13 protein-coding genes and 3 tRNA genes are annotated in these 12,819 nt (G+C 54.2%); 13 read left to right on the plus strand and 3 right to left on the minus strand.

What is annotated here, in order from left to right; translation table 11 throughout:
- Positions 1-37: 37 nt before the first annotated feature.
- The 5 genes from tcyJ to sdiA all read left to right on the plus strand — a co-directional run bounded on the left by tcyJ (position 38) and on the right by sdiA (position 4,345).
- Positions 38-838, plus strand: coding sequence for a cystine ABC transporter substrate-binding protein (gene tcyJ, locus AB8W27_RS07810; RefSeq protein ID WP_015741680.1), 801 nt, complete (start codon positions 38-40; stop codon positions 836-838).
- 107 nt (positions 839-945) lie between these two features.
- Entirely contained in the window at positions 946-1,926 is a 981-nt protein-coding gene (gene dcyD, locus AB8W27_RS07815; RefSeq protein ID WP_015741679.1) for a D-cysteine desulfhydrase, read from the plus strand.
- A 23-nt stretch (positions 1,927-1,949) separates the two neighbouring features.
- Positions 1,950-2,618 (plus strand): cystine ABC transporter permease, encoded by a 669-nt coding sequence (tcyL, locus tag AB8W27_RS07820; RefSeq protein ID WP_007769707.1) that lies wholly within the window; start codon positions 1,950-1,952, stop codon positions 2,616-2,618.
- Entirely contained in the window at positions 2,615-3,367 is a 753-nt protein-coding gene (gene tcyN / locus AB8W27_RS07825) for an L-cystine ABC transporter ATP-binding protein TcyN (RefSeq protein WP_041923696.1), read from the plus strand. The genes tcyL and tcyN overlap by 4 nt, the downstream gene beginning before the upstream one ends.
- A 252-nt stretch (positions 3,368-3,619) precedes the next feature.
- A complete protein-coding gene (sdiA, locus tag AB8W27_RS07830) occupies positions 3,620-4,345 on the plus strand; it encodes a transcriptional regulator SdiA (RefSeq protein ID WP_015741676.1) in 726 nt (241 codons plus the stop codon).
- A 73-nt stretch (positions 4,346-4,418) separates the two neighbouring features.
- Here sdiA and AB8W27_RS07835 read toward each other — a convergent pair whose 3' ends face one another.
- Positions 4,419-4,643 (minus strand): DUF2594 family protein, encoded by a 225-nt coding sequence (locus tag AB8W27_RS07835; protein WP_015741675.1) that lies wholly within the window; start codon positions 4,641-4,643, stop codon positions 4,419-4,421.
- Between the two features lie 482 nt (positions 4,644-5,125).
- Here AB8W27_RS07835 and uvrY point away from each other — a divergent pair, with 482 nt between their 5' ends.
- The 7 genes from uvrY to AB8W27_RS07870 all read left to right on the plus strand — a co-directional run bounded on the left by uvrY (position 5,126) and on the right by AB8W27_RS07870 (position 9,688).
- Positions 5,126-5,782: a UvrY/SirA/GacA family response regulator transcription factor gene (uvrY, locus tag AB8W27_RS07840; protein WP_004387982.1), complete on the plus strand. Its 657-nt coding sequence runs from the start codon at positions 5,126-5,128 to the stop codon at positions 5,780-5,782.
- Positions 5,779-7,611: an excinuclease ABC subunit UvrC gene (gene uvrC / locus AB8W27_RS07845; protein ID WP_015741673.1), complete on the plus strand. Its 1,833-nt coding sequence runs from the start codon at positions 5,779-5,781 to the stop codon at positions 7,609-7,611. The genes uvrY and uvrC overlap by 4 nt, the downstream gene beginning before the upstream one ends.
- A 56-nt stretch (positions 7,612-7,667) precedes the next feature.
- A complete protein-coding gene (pgsA, locus tag AB8W27_RS07850) occupies positions 7,668-8,216 on the plus strand; it encodes a CDP-diacylglycerol--glycerol-3-phosphate 3-phosphatidyltransferase (protein ID WP_007699136.1) in 549 nt (182 codons plus the stop codon).
- 165 nt (positions 8,217-8,381) lie between these two features.
- A tRNA-Gly gene (locus AB8W27_RS07855) sits at positions 8,382-8,457 on the plus strand.
- Between the two features lie 53 nt (positions 8,458-8,510).
- Positions 8,511-8,584 (plus strand) — tRNA-Cys (locus tag AB8W27_RS07860).
- Positions 8,585-8,596: 12 nt separating this feature from the next.
- Positions 8,597-8,683 (plus strand) — tRNA-Leu (locus AB8W27_RS07865).
- 312 nt (positions 8,684-8,995) lie between these two features.
- Complete coding sequence (locus AB8W27_RS07870; RefSeq protein ID WP_041923695.1) at positions 8,996-9,688, plus strand: hypothetical protein; 693 nt, start codon at positions 8,996-8,998, stop codon at positions 9,686-9,688.
- Positions 9,689-9,864: 176 nt separating this feature from the next.
- Here AB8W27_RS07870 and cspA read toward each other — a convergent pair whose 3' ends face one another.
- A complete protein-coding gene (gene cspA / locus AB8W27_RS07875) occupies positions 9,865-10,077 on the minus strand; it encodes an RNA chaperone/antiterminator CspA (protein ID WP_007720208.1) in 213 nt (70 codons plus the stop codon).
- An 872-nt stretch (positions 10,078-10,949) separates the two neighbouring features.
- On the opposite strand from cspA, the gene AB8W27_RS07880 reads away from it, so the two are divergent.
- Complete coding sequence (locus tag AB8W27_RS07880; protein WP_041923694.1) at positions 10,950-11,369, plus strand: N-acetyltransferase; 420 nt, start codon at positions 10,950-10,952, stop codon at positions 11,367-11,369.
- A gap of 33 nt (positions 11,370-11,402) precedes the next feature.
- Here the strand turns inward: AB8W27_RS07880 and tyrP are convergent, their stop codons facing one another.
- On the minus strand, positions 11,403-12,611 hold the full coding sequence (gene tyrP, locus AB8W27_RS07885; protein ID WP_015741668.1) for a tyrosine transporter TyrP: 1,209 nt from the start codon (positions 12,609-12,611) through the stop codon (positions 11,403-11,405).
- Positions 12,612-12,819 lie beyond the last annotated feature (208 nt).

Here is a 12,819-nt window from a genome sequence, read left to right on the forward strand (position 1 = left end):
TTACACTAGCACTCAATTTCGTTAATTCGGGGTACTTATGAAACTTGCACTTTTTGGTCGTCAGGCACTCATGGGCGTCATGGCGGTCGCGCTGGTAGCAGGCATGAGCGTGAAAACCTATGCTGCGGAAAATTTGCTGAATAAAGTTAAAGAACGCGGCACGCTGCTGGTGGGGCTGGAAGGCACCTATCCGCCGTTTAGCTTCCAGGGCGATGACGGCAAGCTGACTGGCTTTGAAGTGGAGTTCGCCGAGGCGCTCGCAAAGCACCTGGGCGTGAAAGCCTCCCTTAAGCCGACCAAATGGGACGGGATGCTGGCATCGCTGGATTCTAAGCGTATTGACGTGGTGATTAACCAGGTCACTATCTCCGACGAGCGCAAGAAAAAATATGATTTCTCAACGCCGTATACCGTTTCCGGTATTCAGGCGCTGGTGAAGAAAGAGAACGCGCAGAGCATTAAAACCGCCGCCGATCTCAAGGGCAAAAAAGTCGGCGTCGGGCTTGGTACCAACTACGAAGAGTGGCTGCGCCAGAACGTGCAGGGTGTGGATATCCGTACCTATGACGACGACCCGACCAAATATCAGGATCTGCGCGTAGGCCGCATTGACGCCATTCTGGTGGATCGCCTGGCGGCGCTGGATCTGGTGAAGAAAACCAATAATACGCTGGCCGCGGCCGGTGAGCCGTTCTCTCGTCAGGAAGCGGGCGTCGCGGTGCGTAAAGGCAACGACGATTTCGTGAAGGCCGTCGACAGCGCCATCGCTGAGATGCAGAAAGATGGCACGCTGAAGAAAATCTCTGAGAAGTGGTTTGGCGCGGACGTGACCAAATAAGGGTTTCGTTGCGCAAAAAAGGTGCTGATATCAGCGCCTTTTTTTATGCCTGCGAAGAATTGCTGCATAATGACGGTTTAACCGCTGAACTGGCATGAGGTTTCACCATGCATAATCTTACCCGCTTTGCGCGTCTTGAGCTTATCGGCGCGCCCACGCCGCTGGATTTCCTGCCGCGCCTGTCCGACTACCTGGGCCGTGAAATTTTTATCAAGCGCGATGACGCGATGCCGGTGGCAATGGGTGGCAATAAGCTGCGCAAGCTGGAGTTTCTCGCGGCTCAGGCGCTGCGCGAAGGCGCCGACACGCTGGTGACCGCGGGCGCTATCCAGTCTAACCATGTGCGCCAGACGGCGGCGGTCGCCGCGCGCCTCGGTTTACATTGCGTGGCGCTACTGGAAAACCCGATCGCCACGCGTGAAGAGAACTATCTGACGAACGGCAACCGGCTGTTGCTGGATCTCTTTAACGTGCAGGTTGAAATGTGCGACGCGCTGGACGCGCCGGACCAGCAGCTTGACGAACTGGCGGTGCGTCTGGAGGCACAGGGCTTTCGGCCTTATGTGATCCCGGTCGGCGGCTCGAATGTGCTGGGCGCGCTCGGCTATGTCGAAAGCACGCTTGAAATTGTGCAGCAGTGCGAAGGCATCGTGCGTCCGTCTTCCGTGGTGGTAGCTTCCGGCAGCGCCGGTACGCACGCGGGGCTGGCCGTCGGGCTGGAGCAGGGGATGCCCGACGCCGAGCTTATCGGCGTAACGGTGTCGCGAAGCGTTGCGATGCAGAAGCCGAAAGTGGTGGCGTTGCAGCAGGGCGTCGCCGAGGCGCTGGAGCTGGAAGCGCGGGCCGATATTGTGCTGTGGGACGATTACTTCGCGCCAGGCTACGGCATGCCGAATGACGAAGGCATGGAAGCGGTGAAGCTGCTGGCGCGCCTTGAAGGCATTCTGCTGGATCCGGTTTATACCGGCAAAGCGATGGCCGGGCTGATTGACGGCATCTCGCAGAACCGTTTCAAAGATAACGGACCGATTCTCTTTATTCACACCGGCGGCGCTCCGGCGCTGTTCGCGTACCATCCGCATGTCTGAAAACGCAGGGTGAAACCAACATAATGCAGGAAAGTATCCAACTGGTTATCGATTCGGCGCCCTTTCTTCTGAAAGGGGCCGTTTTTACGCTACAGCTGAGCATCGGCGGCATGTTTTTCGGCCTGGTGTTAGGCTTTCTGCTGGCGATGATGCGCCTTTCGCCTTTCTGGCCGGTATCGTGGCTGGCGCGCTTTTATATTTCGGTGTTTCGCGGTACGCCGCTTATCGCACAGCTGTTTATGATCTACTACGGTCTGCCGCAGTTCGGTATTGAGCTGGACCCGATCCCGGCGGCAATGATCGGCCTTTCGCTTAATACGGCGGCGTACACCTCCGAGACGCTGCGCGCGGCGATTTCGTCTATCGATAAAGGGCAGTGGGAAGCGGCGGCCAGTATCGGCATGACGCCGTGGCAGACGCTACGCCGCGCCATCCTGCCGCAGGCCGCCCGCGTGGCGCTGCCGCCGCTCGGCAACAGTTTTATCAGCCTCGTGAAAGATACCTCGCTCGCCGCCACCATTCAGGTGCCGGAACTGTTCCGCCAGGCGCAGCTCATTACCTCGCGCACGCTGGAAGTCTTTACCATGTATCTGGCCGCGTCGCTGATTTACTGGGTGATGGCGACGGTGCTTTCCGCGTTGCAAAACCATTTTGAAAACCAGCTGAACCGACAGGAGCGCGATCCGAAATGAGTGCCATAGAGGTCAAAAACCTGGTGAAGTCGTTTCACGGGCAGACGGTGCTGCACGGCATCGACCTGGAAGTACAGACCGGGGAAGTGGTGGCGATTATCGGCCCCAGCGGCTCCGGTAAAACCACGCTCCTGCGCAGCATTAACCTGCTGGAACAGCCTGAGAGCGGCACTGTGCGCGTGGGGGATATCATGATTGATACCGCCAAATCGATTCGCGAACAGCGTGGTCTGGTCCGTCAGCTGCGCCAGCAGGTTGGCTTTGTCTTTCAGAGCTTCAATCTGTTCCCGCATCGCACAGTGCTTGAGAACATTATCGAAGGCCCGGTTATCGTCAAAGGCGAACCGAAAGCCGACGCCACGGCGCGCGCCCGCGAACTGCTGGCGAAAGTGGGGCTTTCCGGTAAAGAAAATAGCTACCCGAAGCGCCTCTCCGGCGGACAACAGCAGCGTGTGGCGATCGCCCGCGCGCTGGCGATGCGCCCGGAGGTGATTCTGTTCGATGAGCCGACGTCTGCGCTGGATCCGGAACTGGTGGGCGAAGTGCTGAACACGATTCGCCAGCTGGCGCAGGAGAAGCGCACGATGGTGATTGTGACCCATGAGATGAGTTTTGCGCGTGATGTGGCCGATCGCGCCATCTTTATGGATCAGGGAAAAATCGTCGAACAGGGCGAGGCGAAAACCCTGTTTGCCAACCCGACGCAGCCGCGCACCCGGCAGTTTTTAGATAAGTTTCTCAATGCCTGACTCGTTGCCCGGCGTGTTTCCCGCGCCGGGTGCTCCCCTGGAAACCCTGTAAAAAATAAGCTTTAAAATACGCCTGGCCAATTAATCAGCATCAACAGTCCCTTAGCGATTTAATTTGCCTTAAAGCCTGCGTCTGGCGCAATGTCCCGTGCAGAATGCCGATTATTGATATTAATAATTATGTAGAATGTGTTACTTTGTCATATCACAAAAAATAATGCTTACAGCACGACAGGAGTTTCGCCCCACAGCATGAAGGAAAGTGACTTTTTTAACTGGCGTCGGGAAATGACGACCCGCTTTCAGGAAATTCAGGATTCAGGCGACATTTATTCGCTCCTGAAAACCGAAACGCAGAACATGGAATATGATTATTTCGCACTTTGCGTTCGCCATCCTGTGCCTTTCACGCGCCCCAAACTGACGCTGCACACCACCTATCCTGAAGCCTGGCTTGAGCATTATCAGGCGGAAAATTACTTCGTGATAGATCCGGTGCTGAAGCCCGCCAACTATCTTATAGGCCCGCTCTCATGGAATGACGCGCTGTTTGCCGGCGCCGCAGAGGAGCTCTGGAATGCCGCGCGCGACCACGGTCTGGTCAAGGGCGTAACGCAGTGCGTCATTGCGCCTAACCGCGCCCAGGGATTTTTGTCCGTCTCTGGAACCAGCCCGCGTGGACACTCCATGCCGGATGACGAACTGGCGTTGCGACTTCAGCATTTAGTGGAACAAAGCCTCGTCGCGATGATGCGTCTGGAAGATCCGGCGGCGACCGTGCTGGAAATGAAACTGAGTAAGCGAGAAAAAGAGATATTGCAGTGGACGGCGGAAGGTAAAACATCTGCGGAAATAGCGATAATATTATCTATCTCGGAAAATACCGTTAATTTCCACCAGAAAAATATGCAGAAGAAGTTTAATGCTCCGAACAAAACCCAAATTGCCTGTTATGCTGCTGCAATAGGGCTGATTTGATCGGGTAATTTGTTCTGCGTGTCAGACACTCGAACCGGCTGGAAGAATAACCGCTCTCCAGCCGGTTTTTTTATTAACGGCGGTAAGCCTGTTTAATCTGCTTAACAGTGTTGGTGTAAACCGCCGCCTGCTCCGCGTCTTCCATTTCGGCTATCTGTTTTTCCATTTTAAGGATAACCCGGCCCGCGTCCGCCTGACCCATCGCCTGTAGCATCAGGGTCAGGAGGGATTTCAGGCAGGACACCTCGGTGGCCAGTTCCTGGTTGTTCTCTGCGGTGGAAATATCGGGAGCGCTCATATTTTGTCCTCTGTCAGTGTAACTACGTGCGCGGGGCACGCCTGTCGATGTTATAAGGCGGCGGAGTATACCATAAGGTCCAAAAAAGTAATTAGCGCCGATTTTTTGAGCGTTTTACCGCGCGCCCGGCTTATTATAATAAGCTTTCCCTGATATGCCGGATTACACAGGGTTCGCTGGCGTAGCGGTAAAAATATATGTTTCTAATAAGTTTCTTCGTTGTAAATTTAAAAGTTGTTTATCAGTGCTTTAAAATTGTCAGCCTGTAATAAGTTATACCCAAAAATGCTGTACCTTGATTTTTCGGCGGTTTTTAAGTGTCTGCGCTTCTGTCAGTGGTTTAAAAAGGCGTTTTAATAGGGTTTAACAGTGCTGATGCTTACATAAGTGCATTTTTTGCGTTTCAAAATTGAGTTAAAAAACGCTAATATGGGGCGAATAAGTTACCAGCAGCGTTATCCCTTTTTGAGGAGTGTTTTCCTTTGATCAACGTTCTTCTTGTTGATGACCACGAACTGGTGCGCGCAGGGATACGACGCATACTTGAAGATATGAAGGGCATTAAAGTGGCAGGCGAAGCCTGCTGCGGCGAGGACGCCATCAAATGGTGCCGCATTCACCCCGTGGATGTCGTGCTGATGGACATGAATATGCCGGGCATTGGCGGCCTGGAGGCGACTCGCAAAATCGCTCGTTATTCTTCAGACATTAAAGTGATCATGTTAACCGTACATACGGAAAATCCGCTTCCGGCTAAAGTGATGCAGGCCGGTGCCGCAGGATATCTGAGTAAAGGTGCGGCTCCCGCCGAAGTGGTGAGCGCTATTCGATCGGTACACGCCGGGCGGCGCTATATTGCTTCCGACATCGCACAGCAGATGGCGCTCAGTCAGATTGAGCCCGACCGCAGCGAATCCCCCTTCGCAAGTTTGTCGGAAAGGGAATTGCAGATTATGCTGATGATTACCAAAGGCCAGAAGGTCAATGAAATCTCTGAGCAGCTTAATCTCAGTCCCAAAACCGTCAACAGCTACCGCTATCGTATGTTTAGTAAGCTAAACATTCACGGCGATGTCGAATTGACGCATCTGGCCATCCGCCATGGCCTGTGTAACGCGGAGACCTTATCAAGTCAGTGAGTGAAGTTTTTGATTCCAAGTCGTTTCTGAAAACCGTCACCAGCCAGCCTGGCGTCTACCGTATGTATGACGCCAGCGGGACGGTTATCTACGTCGGCAAGGCCAAAGATCTCAAAAAACGCCTTGCCAGCTATTTCCGCAGCAATCTCGCCAGCCGTAAAACCGAAGCGCTGGTGGCGCAAATCCAGAATATCGACGTGACGGTAACCCACACCGAAACCGAAGCGCTGCTGCTGGAGCATAACTACATTAAGCTCTACCAGCCGCGCTATAACGTGCTGCTGCGCGATGATAAATCTTACCCGTATATTTTCCTGAGCGGCGATACGCATCCGCGGCTTGCGACACACCGCGGCGCCAAACACGCCAAAGGCGAGTATTTCGGCCCGTTCCCGAACGGCTACGCGGTGCGTGAAACCCTCGCGCTGCTGCAGAAGATTTTCCCGATTCGCCAGTGTGAGAACAGCGTCTATCGCAACCGTTCGCGCCCGTGTCTGCAATATCAGATTGGCCGCTGCCTCGGGCCGTGCGTCGAAGGGCTGGTGAGCGAAGAAGATTACGCGCAGCAGGTGGAGTACGTGCGGCTGTTTCTCGCCGGTAAAGACGATCAGGTGATTAACCAGCTGGTGTCGCGCATGGAGCAGGCGAGCCAGAATCTGGCGTTTGAAGAGGCCGCGCGCCTGCGCGATCAGATTCAGGCGGTGCGCCGCGTGACGGAAAAACAGTTTGTCTCGAATAACGGCGACGATCTGGACGTCATCGGTGTGGCGTTTGAGTCGGGCATGGCCTGTCTGCACGTGCTGTTTATCCGCCAGGGGAAAGTGTTGGGCAGCCGCAGCTACTACCCGAAAGTGCCGAGCGGCACTGAACTGGCGGAAGTCGTGGAAACCTTTGTCGGGCAGTTCTATCTGCAGGGCAGCCAGATGCGCACGTTGCCTGGCGAGATCCTGCTTGATTTCCCGCTTACCACGCCGGAGCTGCTGGCTGAGACGCTGACTGAAATCGCCGGACGCCGGGTGAATGTCCAGACCCGGCCGCGCGGCGATCGCGCGCGCTACCTGAAGCTTGCCCGCACCAATGCGGCGACGGCGCTGACCACGCGGCTTTCTCAGCAGTCGACAATCAGCCAGCGCCTCACCGCGCTGGCGCAGGCGCTGCATCTGCCGGAAATAAAGCGTATGGAGTGTTTCGACATCAGCCATACGATGGGCGAGCAGACGGTGGCTTCCTGCGTGGTATTTGACGCCAACGGGCCGCTGCGCGCGGAATATCGCCGTTATAATATTACCGACATCACGCCGGGCGATGATTACGCGGCGATGAACCAGGTGCTGCGCCGTCGTTACGGCAAAGCCATCGAAGAGAGTAAAGTGCCGGATATCATCCTCATCGATGGCGGCAAAGGGCAGCTTAGCCAGGCGAAAACGGTTTTTGCCGAACTGGACGTGCCCTGGGATAAACATCATCCGCTGCTGCTTGGCGTGGCGAAAGGCAGCGACCGCAAGGCCGGGCTGGAAACGCTGTTTCTGGAGCCGGAAGGGGAGGGCTTCGCGTTACCGTCCGATTCCCCGGCGCTGCATGTGATTCAGCATATTCGCGATGAGTCGCACAACCATGCGATTACTGGTCACCGTAAAAAACGCGCCAAAGTGAAGAACACCAGCACGCTTGAGACGATTGAAGGCATCGGGCCGAAACGCCGCCAGATGCTGCTCAAATACATGGGTGGATTGCAGCCGCTGTTGAACGCGTCGGTTGAAGAAATTGCGAAAGTGCCGGGTATCTCTCAGGCCCTCGCAGAAAAGATCTACTACTCGTTGAAACATTAAGGGCTATGTAGCAACATAGCGGTAATCTCAAATTATGACAAATAGTTACCTGCACTATGCGATTTAATATCCCTACATTGCTGACGCTGTTTCGTGTCATTCTGATCCCGTTTTTCGTGCTCGCGTTCTATCTGCCTTTTCACTGGGCGCCTTTCCTCTGCGCGCTGATCTTCTGCTTTGCGGCGATCACCGACTGGTTTGACGGTTTTCTCGCCCGCCGCTGGAATCAAAGCACGCGCTTCGGCGCGTTCCTTGACCCGGTCGCAGATAAAGTGATGGTGGGTATCGCGATGGTGCTGGTGGTGGAGCATTACCACAGCTGGTGGATAACCCTGCCGGCGGCCACCATGATCGCGCGCGAAATTATTATCTCCGCGTTGCGCGAATGGATGGCGGAACTCGGCAAACGCAGCAGCGTGGCGGTCTCGTGGATTGGCAAAGTAAAAACCACGGCGCAGATGCTGGCGCTGATAGGCTTACTGTGGCGCCCGAACATGTGGATCGAATATGCCGGGATTGCGCTCTTTTTCGTCGCCGCGGTGCTGACGTTCTGGTCGATGTTCCAGTATTTGAACGCCGCACGCGGCGATTTGCTCGAACGGTGATCTATACGGCGCAAAATTCAGCAAACGAATCGCGTTGCCTGAAAATTTCGTTGACTCGTTGCGTGAGGTAAGTAGAATGCAACGCATCGAACGGCGGCACGGTTCGTTGGACGATAAGTAAATCAAGTAATTAGATTAAGCGATTCGCTTCAGTTACTTCGATAAGCGGGAATAGCTCAGTTGGTAGAGCACGACCTTGCCAAGGTCGGGGTCGCGAGTTCGAGTCTCGTTTCCCGCTCCAAATTTCGATATCAGCCTTTTGCTGGTGTCAGCCTGAAAAGGCAAAGCAATTCTGGCGCGTTAACAAAGCGGTTATGTAGCGGATTGCAAATCCGCCTAGTCCGGTTCGACTCCGGAACGCGCCTCCACTTTCTTCCCGAGCCCGGGTGGTGAAATCGGTAGACACAAGGGATTTAAAATCCCTCGGCGTTCGCGCTGTGCGGGTTCAAGTCCCGCCCCGGGCACCATGGGAAAAACAAGAATAATCAAAGCAATAAGCAGTGTCGTGCAAACCACCTTCGGGTGGTTTTTTATTTTGTACCGTCTTTTCCTGATTTCTTTCCTGATTCCCTTGTGAAATCCTTCCCGGCTTCTTTCACGGCCTGGCTTACTCACATATAGCCTCATGACCCTCTTTGCCCGAAGCGCGTCCTCTAAGCGAAGCAGGAGGGCAAATATGCCAGGTTGATGACGAAAGTACTACTCATCTACGCAACGCCTCCCGATATTTCAAAAGGACTTCGTCATGTCACTATCAGGACACCTCAAATGGGGCGTGGTTGCTACGCTTCGCCGTTACGCTTTCAGGGGGATGTATACCCTATCCGAGAGAACGGCCTGGCTATATCGATCTGTGTAAAAGTGAGTATGAATTCAGTATCGACAGCCCGGGCGGGAAGAAAGACATCATTATTGAAACCTATCTTTACGATCATGCGATCCCTGGCAATTATATGCCGCAGAAACGGAGCTATTTTACTATCCCGTTTGTGCAGGGGCCTGAAGCCCGGCCCGAATTTTATGTTCAGCTGGTGCCCTGGAACAAAGGCCGACAACGTCCTTCGCGACCGGGAAGCAAAGGCCAGCCGCCTGTACCCATTATGCTGGATACCCGTAAAGGCTGGATCGACCTGGGCGATGGGAAACGTCTTAGCGCCCGGCCCGACGTTTTTCTCGGTACGACGTCGTTTCCCTACGATTTCCCGGGGGACAATATGAAATATGCCAGGCCTTCACCTTATGACATCAACAGTGATGAAGTGCACCGTAATGTCCCAAGGATCACGAATAACGATGATTATGGGTCAGCGTATGTCGTATTTAAAATTTATCAAGAATATGCAAACGTAAAATGGACTATTTATCCGGGTGAGCTTGAATCAGAAGGACAGAAAATTCCTCTCCCTCCGCTAAAACTGTGCTGGCAGCCCACGGTGAAGTGGATTGGTATAGAATCTTTAATGCTGCCCTGAGTATTAACACTTTCCAGACTAATATTTTATTCGAAGCGGGGAGGGTGAAATGAAGGGGGGCTGAATTAATATAATAAAAAACCCGCACAAGGCGGGTTCTTTTATTATCAGTAGCGCTTAGCTGCTCAGGTGATAACCTTCGTCGCAGTCGTAAGACCTGCTGATACTCTCATCGCTTACAGCGGAGTGACATTACCTGCTGCCGGGCCTTTAGCACCATTTTCAATGGTGAAAGAAACCTGCTGGCCTTCATCAAGCGTTTTGAAGTTGTCGCTCTGAATCGCAGAGAAGTGTACGAACACATCTTTGCTGCCGTCGTTCGGGGTGATAAAGCCAAAACCTTTATCAGCGTTAAACCATTTTACTAAACCAGTCATTTTATTAGACATAGATACTTCCTTAATTTATGAGCCACTAAGTGTGGCGATGATGGCCTGTCATTAGAGAGATACTTATTTGGCACTTAGGAGAAGGCTCATGAGGAAGGATATCTGCTGATAACACTTGAACTGAGGACTGCTTTACTAAAACTGCTTTCATAAGGTCTGTATTCCAAACCGATGACGCTATTAAGTCATATAAAATTTTGTTTAGCAACGTTTATTTTAACCGCTTATATGCCCGGACGGCTATAGGGCTATTCATCTCGGTTTTATTCGCCGCGTTTTTAAACAGAGTGGGGGCGAGGCACATAAGGATTTGGACGCGTTGGCCCGTTTCGTATTAAGAAAGCGTTGGGCATAGCTTCGTCAGTGTCAGAGCGTCACGCCGGGCGCTCATGCAATGACGTAAAACGTTAAGCGGGCGTCCTGATAACAGTGGTTAACGAGATGACGACGACCACCATTTGCAGAGGCGAGAGGCGTTCTGCTGTGCGGCTTGATCATAATCACACTCCCGCAAGAAAATGGTGCATGACAATATATCATGTATGCACTTTTCGGGGCGGCTGCTACCTTTTAAATGCACCCCATCATGGTGCTATCCATAAGCTGCAGTGAGTTTTCCAGGTCTGCGGGCAGGCCCCAGGGTTGAGCCATTCTGCCGCGGACCCCTCGGGGAGAATCGTACATTGCGGAACAAGGGCCAGGACGGCGCAAACTACTACATACTGAGCCAGTCCATGAGGACTGGCTGTTTTTTGGCCGCAGGCGGCCTGCTAACCCCAAAATCTTCTCAAAATGGCGCCTGCCGGATTTGAGGGCTTACCCCCTTTTGGCTAAAACGCTTATGGTCTCTTTATGATAACAAGGAGACGATGATGGAATACCTTCTGACCGACACCCCCGATGACGAACTCAAGACGCGCATTAAAAAACAGCTTGGCCGGTATAACGCAGCGCATATGACGGCTGACGCGCAGGAGCTGATTATCAGCGTGAACGATGCGCAGGGAGAGCTCTGCGCAGGCCTTACCGGGCGCAGCTACTGGGGCTGCCTGCATATCGAGTTTCTCTGGGTTGATGAATCGCTGCGCGGGCAGGGTACCGGCGCGGCGCTGATGGCGATGGCCGAAGAAGAAGGGCGTAAGCGCGGCTGCAAACGAGTATTTGTCGATACCTTTAGTTTTCAGGCGCCGGAATTTTACCGCAAACAGGGCTATGAGATTTACGGTGTGGCGCCGGATTATCACGCAGGCCATTCCCGCTTTTATCTCGGTAAGGCGCTCAGTCACGGCTAAAAACAAGGCCCCGAGTCAGGGGGCCTTTTATGTTTAACCGACTTCGCGCAATACGCCTGCGCTAATCAGGCACTGGATAGCCACAATGCCGATGCCGCAGGCGAAGATAACCGCCAGCATGATGTTGCCGCCCGTGACCTGCCAGGCCATCGCGTGGCGTTTACGGCTCTGCCAGGCCAGCAGCGCCGGGAGCAGCAGCGCCAGTACCGCCAGCGCCACGCCCGCATAGCCGAGCGCCATGACAAACCCCTGAGGGTAGAACAGCGCGAAGGCCAGCGGCGGTACAAACGTCATCAGTCCGCTCTGGGCGCGGCCTGCCACGGTACGGCGGCGTTTAAACATATCCGCCAGATAATCAAACAACCCGAGCGACACGCCGAGGAACGAGGTGGCGAGCGCCAGATCGGCGAACAGATGTACCGCGAGCTCAACATGCGGCGAGGCGACGACGTCGCGCACCGCCTGCAGCAGCCCGTTCAGCCCGGCATGGTTGGCGAGCAGGCCCATAAAGGTGTCTGACGGAATGGCGCCCAGCGTCGCAAGCTGCCAGAACAGATACGCCACCAGCGGGATCGCGCTGCCGGTAATGAAAACCAGCTTAAGCTTGCGCACGTCGCCTTTCATGTAGCTCACGACACTCGGCACGCTGCCGTGAAAGCCGAACGAGGTAAAGATAACCGGCAGTGCAGAGAGCGCCAGGCCTTTTTCCACCGGCAGCGTCAGCAGATTCACCTGATGAATATGCGGCATCATCATCGCCAGCATCACGACCAGGAATACCGTTTTGGCGGTAAACAGCAGACGGTTCACCATATCAACGCTGTGCGTGCCGATGCTGACGATAAGCCCGCCCACCAGCGTAAACGCCAGCACGCCGGTCGCAGGCGTGATATGCATGTCGAGCCACTGGCTGAGGCTTGAGGCCAGCAGTTCACCCGCGCCGCTGATATAGGCCGCCGTCAGCGCATACATCAAAAACAACATGCTAAAGCCCGCCAGCCACTGGCCTGGCTTACCAAGATAGTGCAATGCCAGCGTACCAAGGCCCGTGGAGGCCGGATGATGCTGATAGACTTCCACCAGTAGCAGCGCCGTATAGCACATCACTGCCCAGAGTAAGAAAAGCAGCAGCGCGGTAACGCCGAAGCCGACGCCCGCCGCCGCCAGCGGCATCGCCAGCATCCCTGCGCCGATGGTGGTACCGGCGACGATAAAAATACTGCCAAGAGTGCGGTTCTTCACGCGGTGTTCTGCCCTGCAATGATCGACTGAAAATTTATGCTGCGCAGGGTAAAGAATTCTGACGGCTTCGTCAAACTGGCGTTACGCGAAGTGTAATTTTATCTTTACGAACTTATCTCGGGCAACAATCGTCCGGCGCAGTATGCGCATACAGAAAAAGGGAGGCGTTAAAAGAAATAAAAGGGAAGGGAAATTAAAACCGGTAATG

This window comes from Cronobacter turicensis, assembly GCF_041222865.1.
In the GTDB taxonomy this organism is placed as follows: domain Bacteria; phylum Pseudomonadota; class Gammaproteobacteria; order Enterobacterales; family Enterobacteriaceae; genus Cronobacter; species Cronobacter turicensis.

Coding starts and splice junctions, on each gene's coding strand:
- tcyJ (WP_015741680.1), top strand. CDS start 38: ATGAAACTTGCACTTTTTGGTCGTCAGGCACTCATGGGCGTCATGGCG.
- cspA (WP_007720208.1), bottom strand. CDS start 10,077: ATGTCTAATAAAATGACTGGTTTAGTAAAATGGTTTAACGCTGATAAA.
- tcyN (WP_041923696.1), top strand. CDS start 2,615: ATGAGTGCCATAGAGGTCAAAAACCTGGTGAAGTCGTTTCACGGGCAG.
- AB8W27_RS07835 (WP_015741675.1), bottom strand. CDS start 4,643: ATGAGCGCTCCCGATATTTCCACCGCAGAGAACAACCAGGAACTGGCC.
- pgsA (WP_007699136.1), top strand. CDS start 7,668: ATGCGATTTAATATCCCTACATTGCTGACGCTGTTTCGTGTCATTCTG.
- tcyL (WP_007769707.1), top strand. CDS start 1,950: ATGCAGGAAAGTATCCAACTGGTTATCGATTCGGCGCCCTTTCTTCTG.
- sdiA (WP_015741676.1), top strand. CDS start 3,620: ATGAAGGAAAGTGACTTTTTTAACTGGCGTCGGGAAATGACGACCCGC.
- AB8W27_RS07880 (WP_041923694.1), top strand. CDS start 10,950: ATGGAATACCTTCTGACCGACACCCCCGATGACGAACTCAAGACGCGC.
- dcyD (WP_015741679.1), top strand. CDS start 946: ATGCATAATCTTACCCGCTTTGCGCGTCTTGAGCTTATCGGCGCGCCC.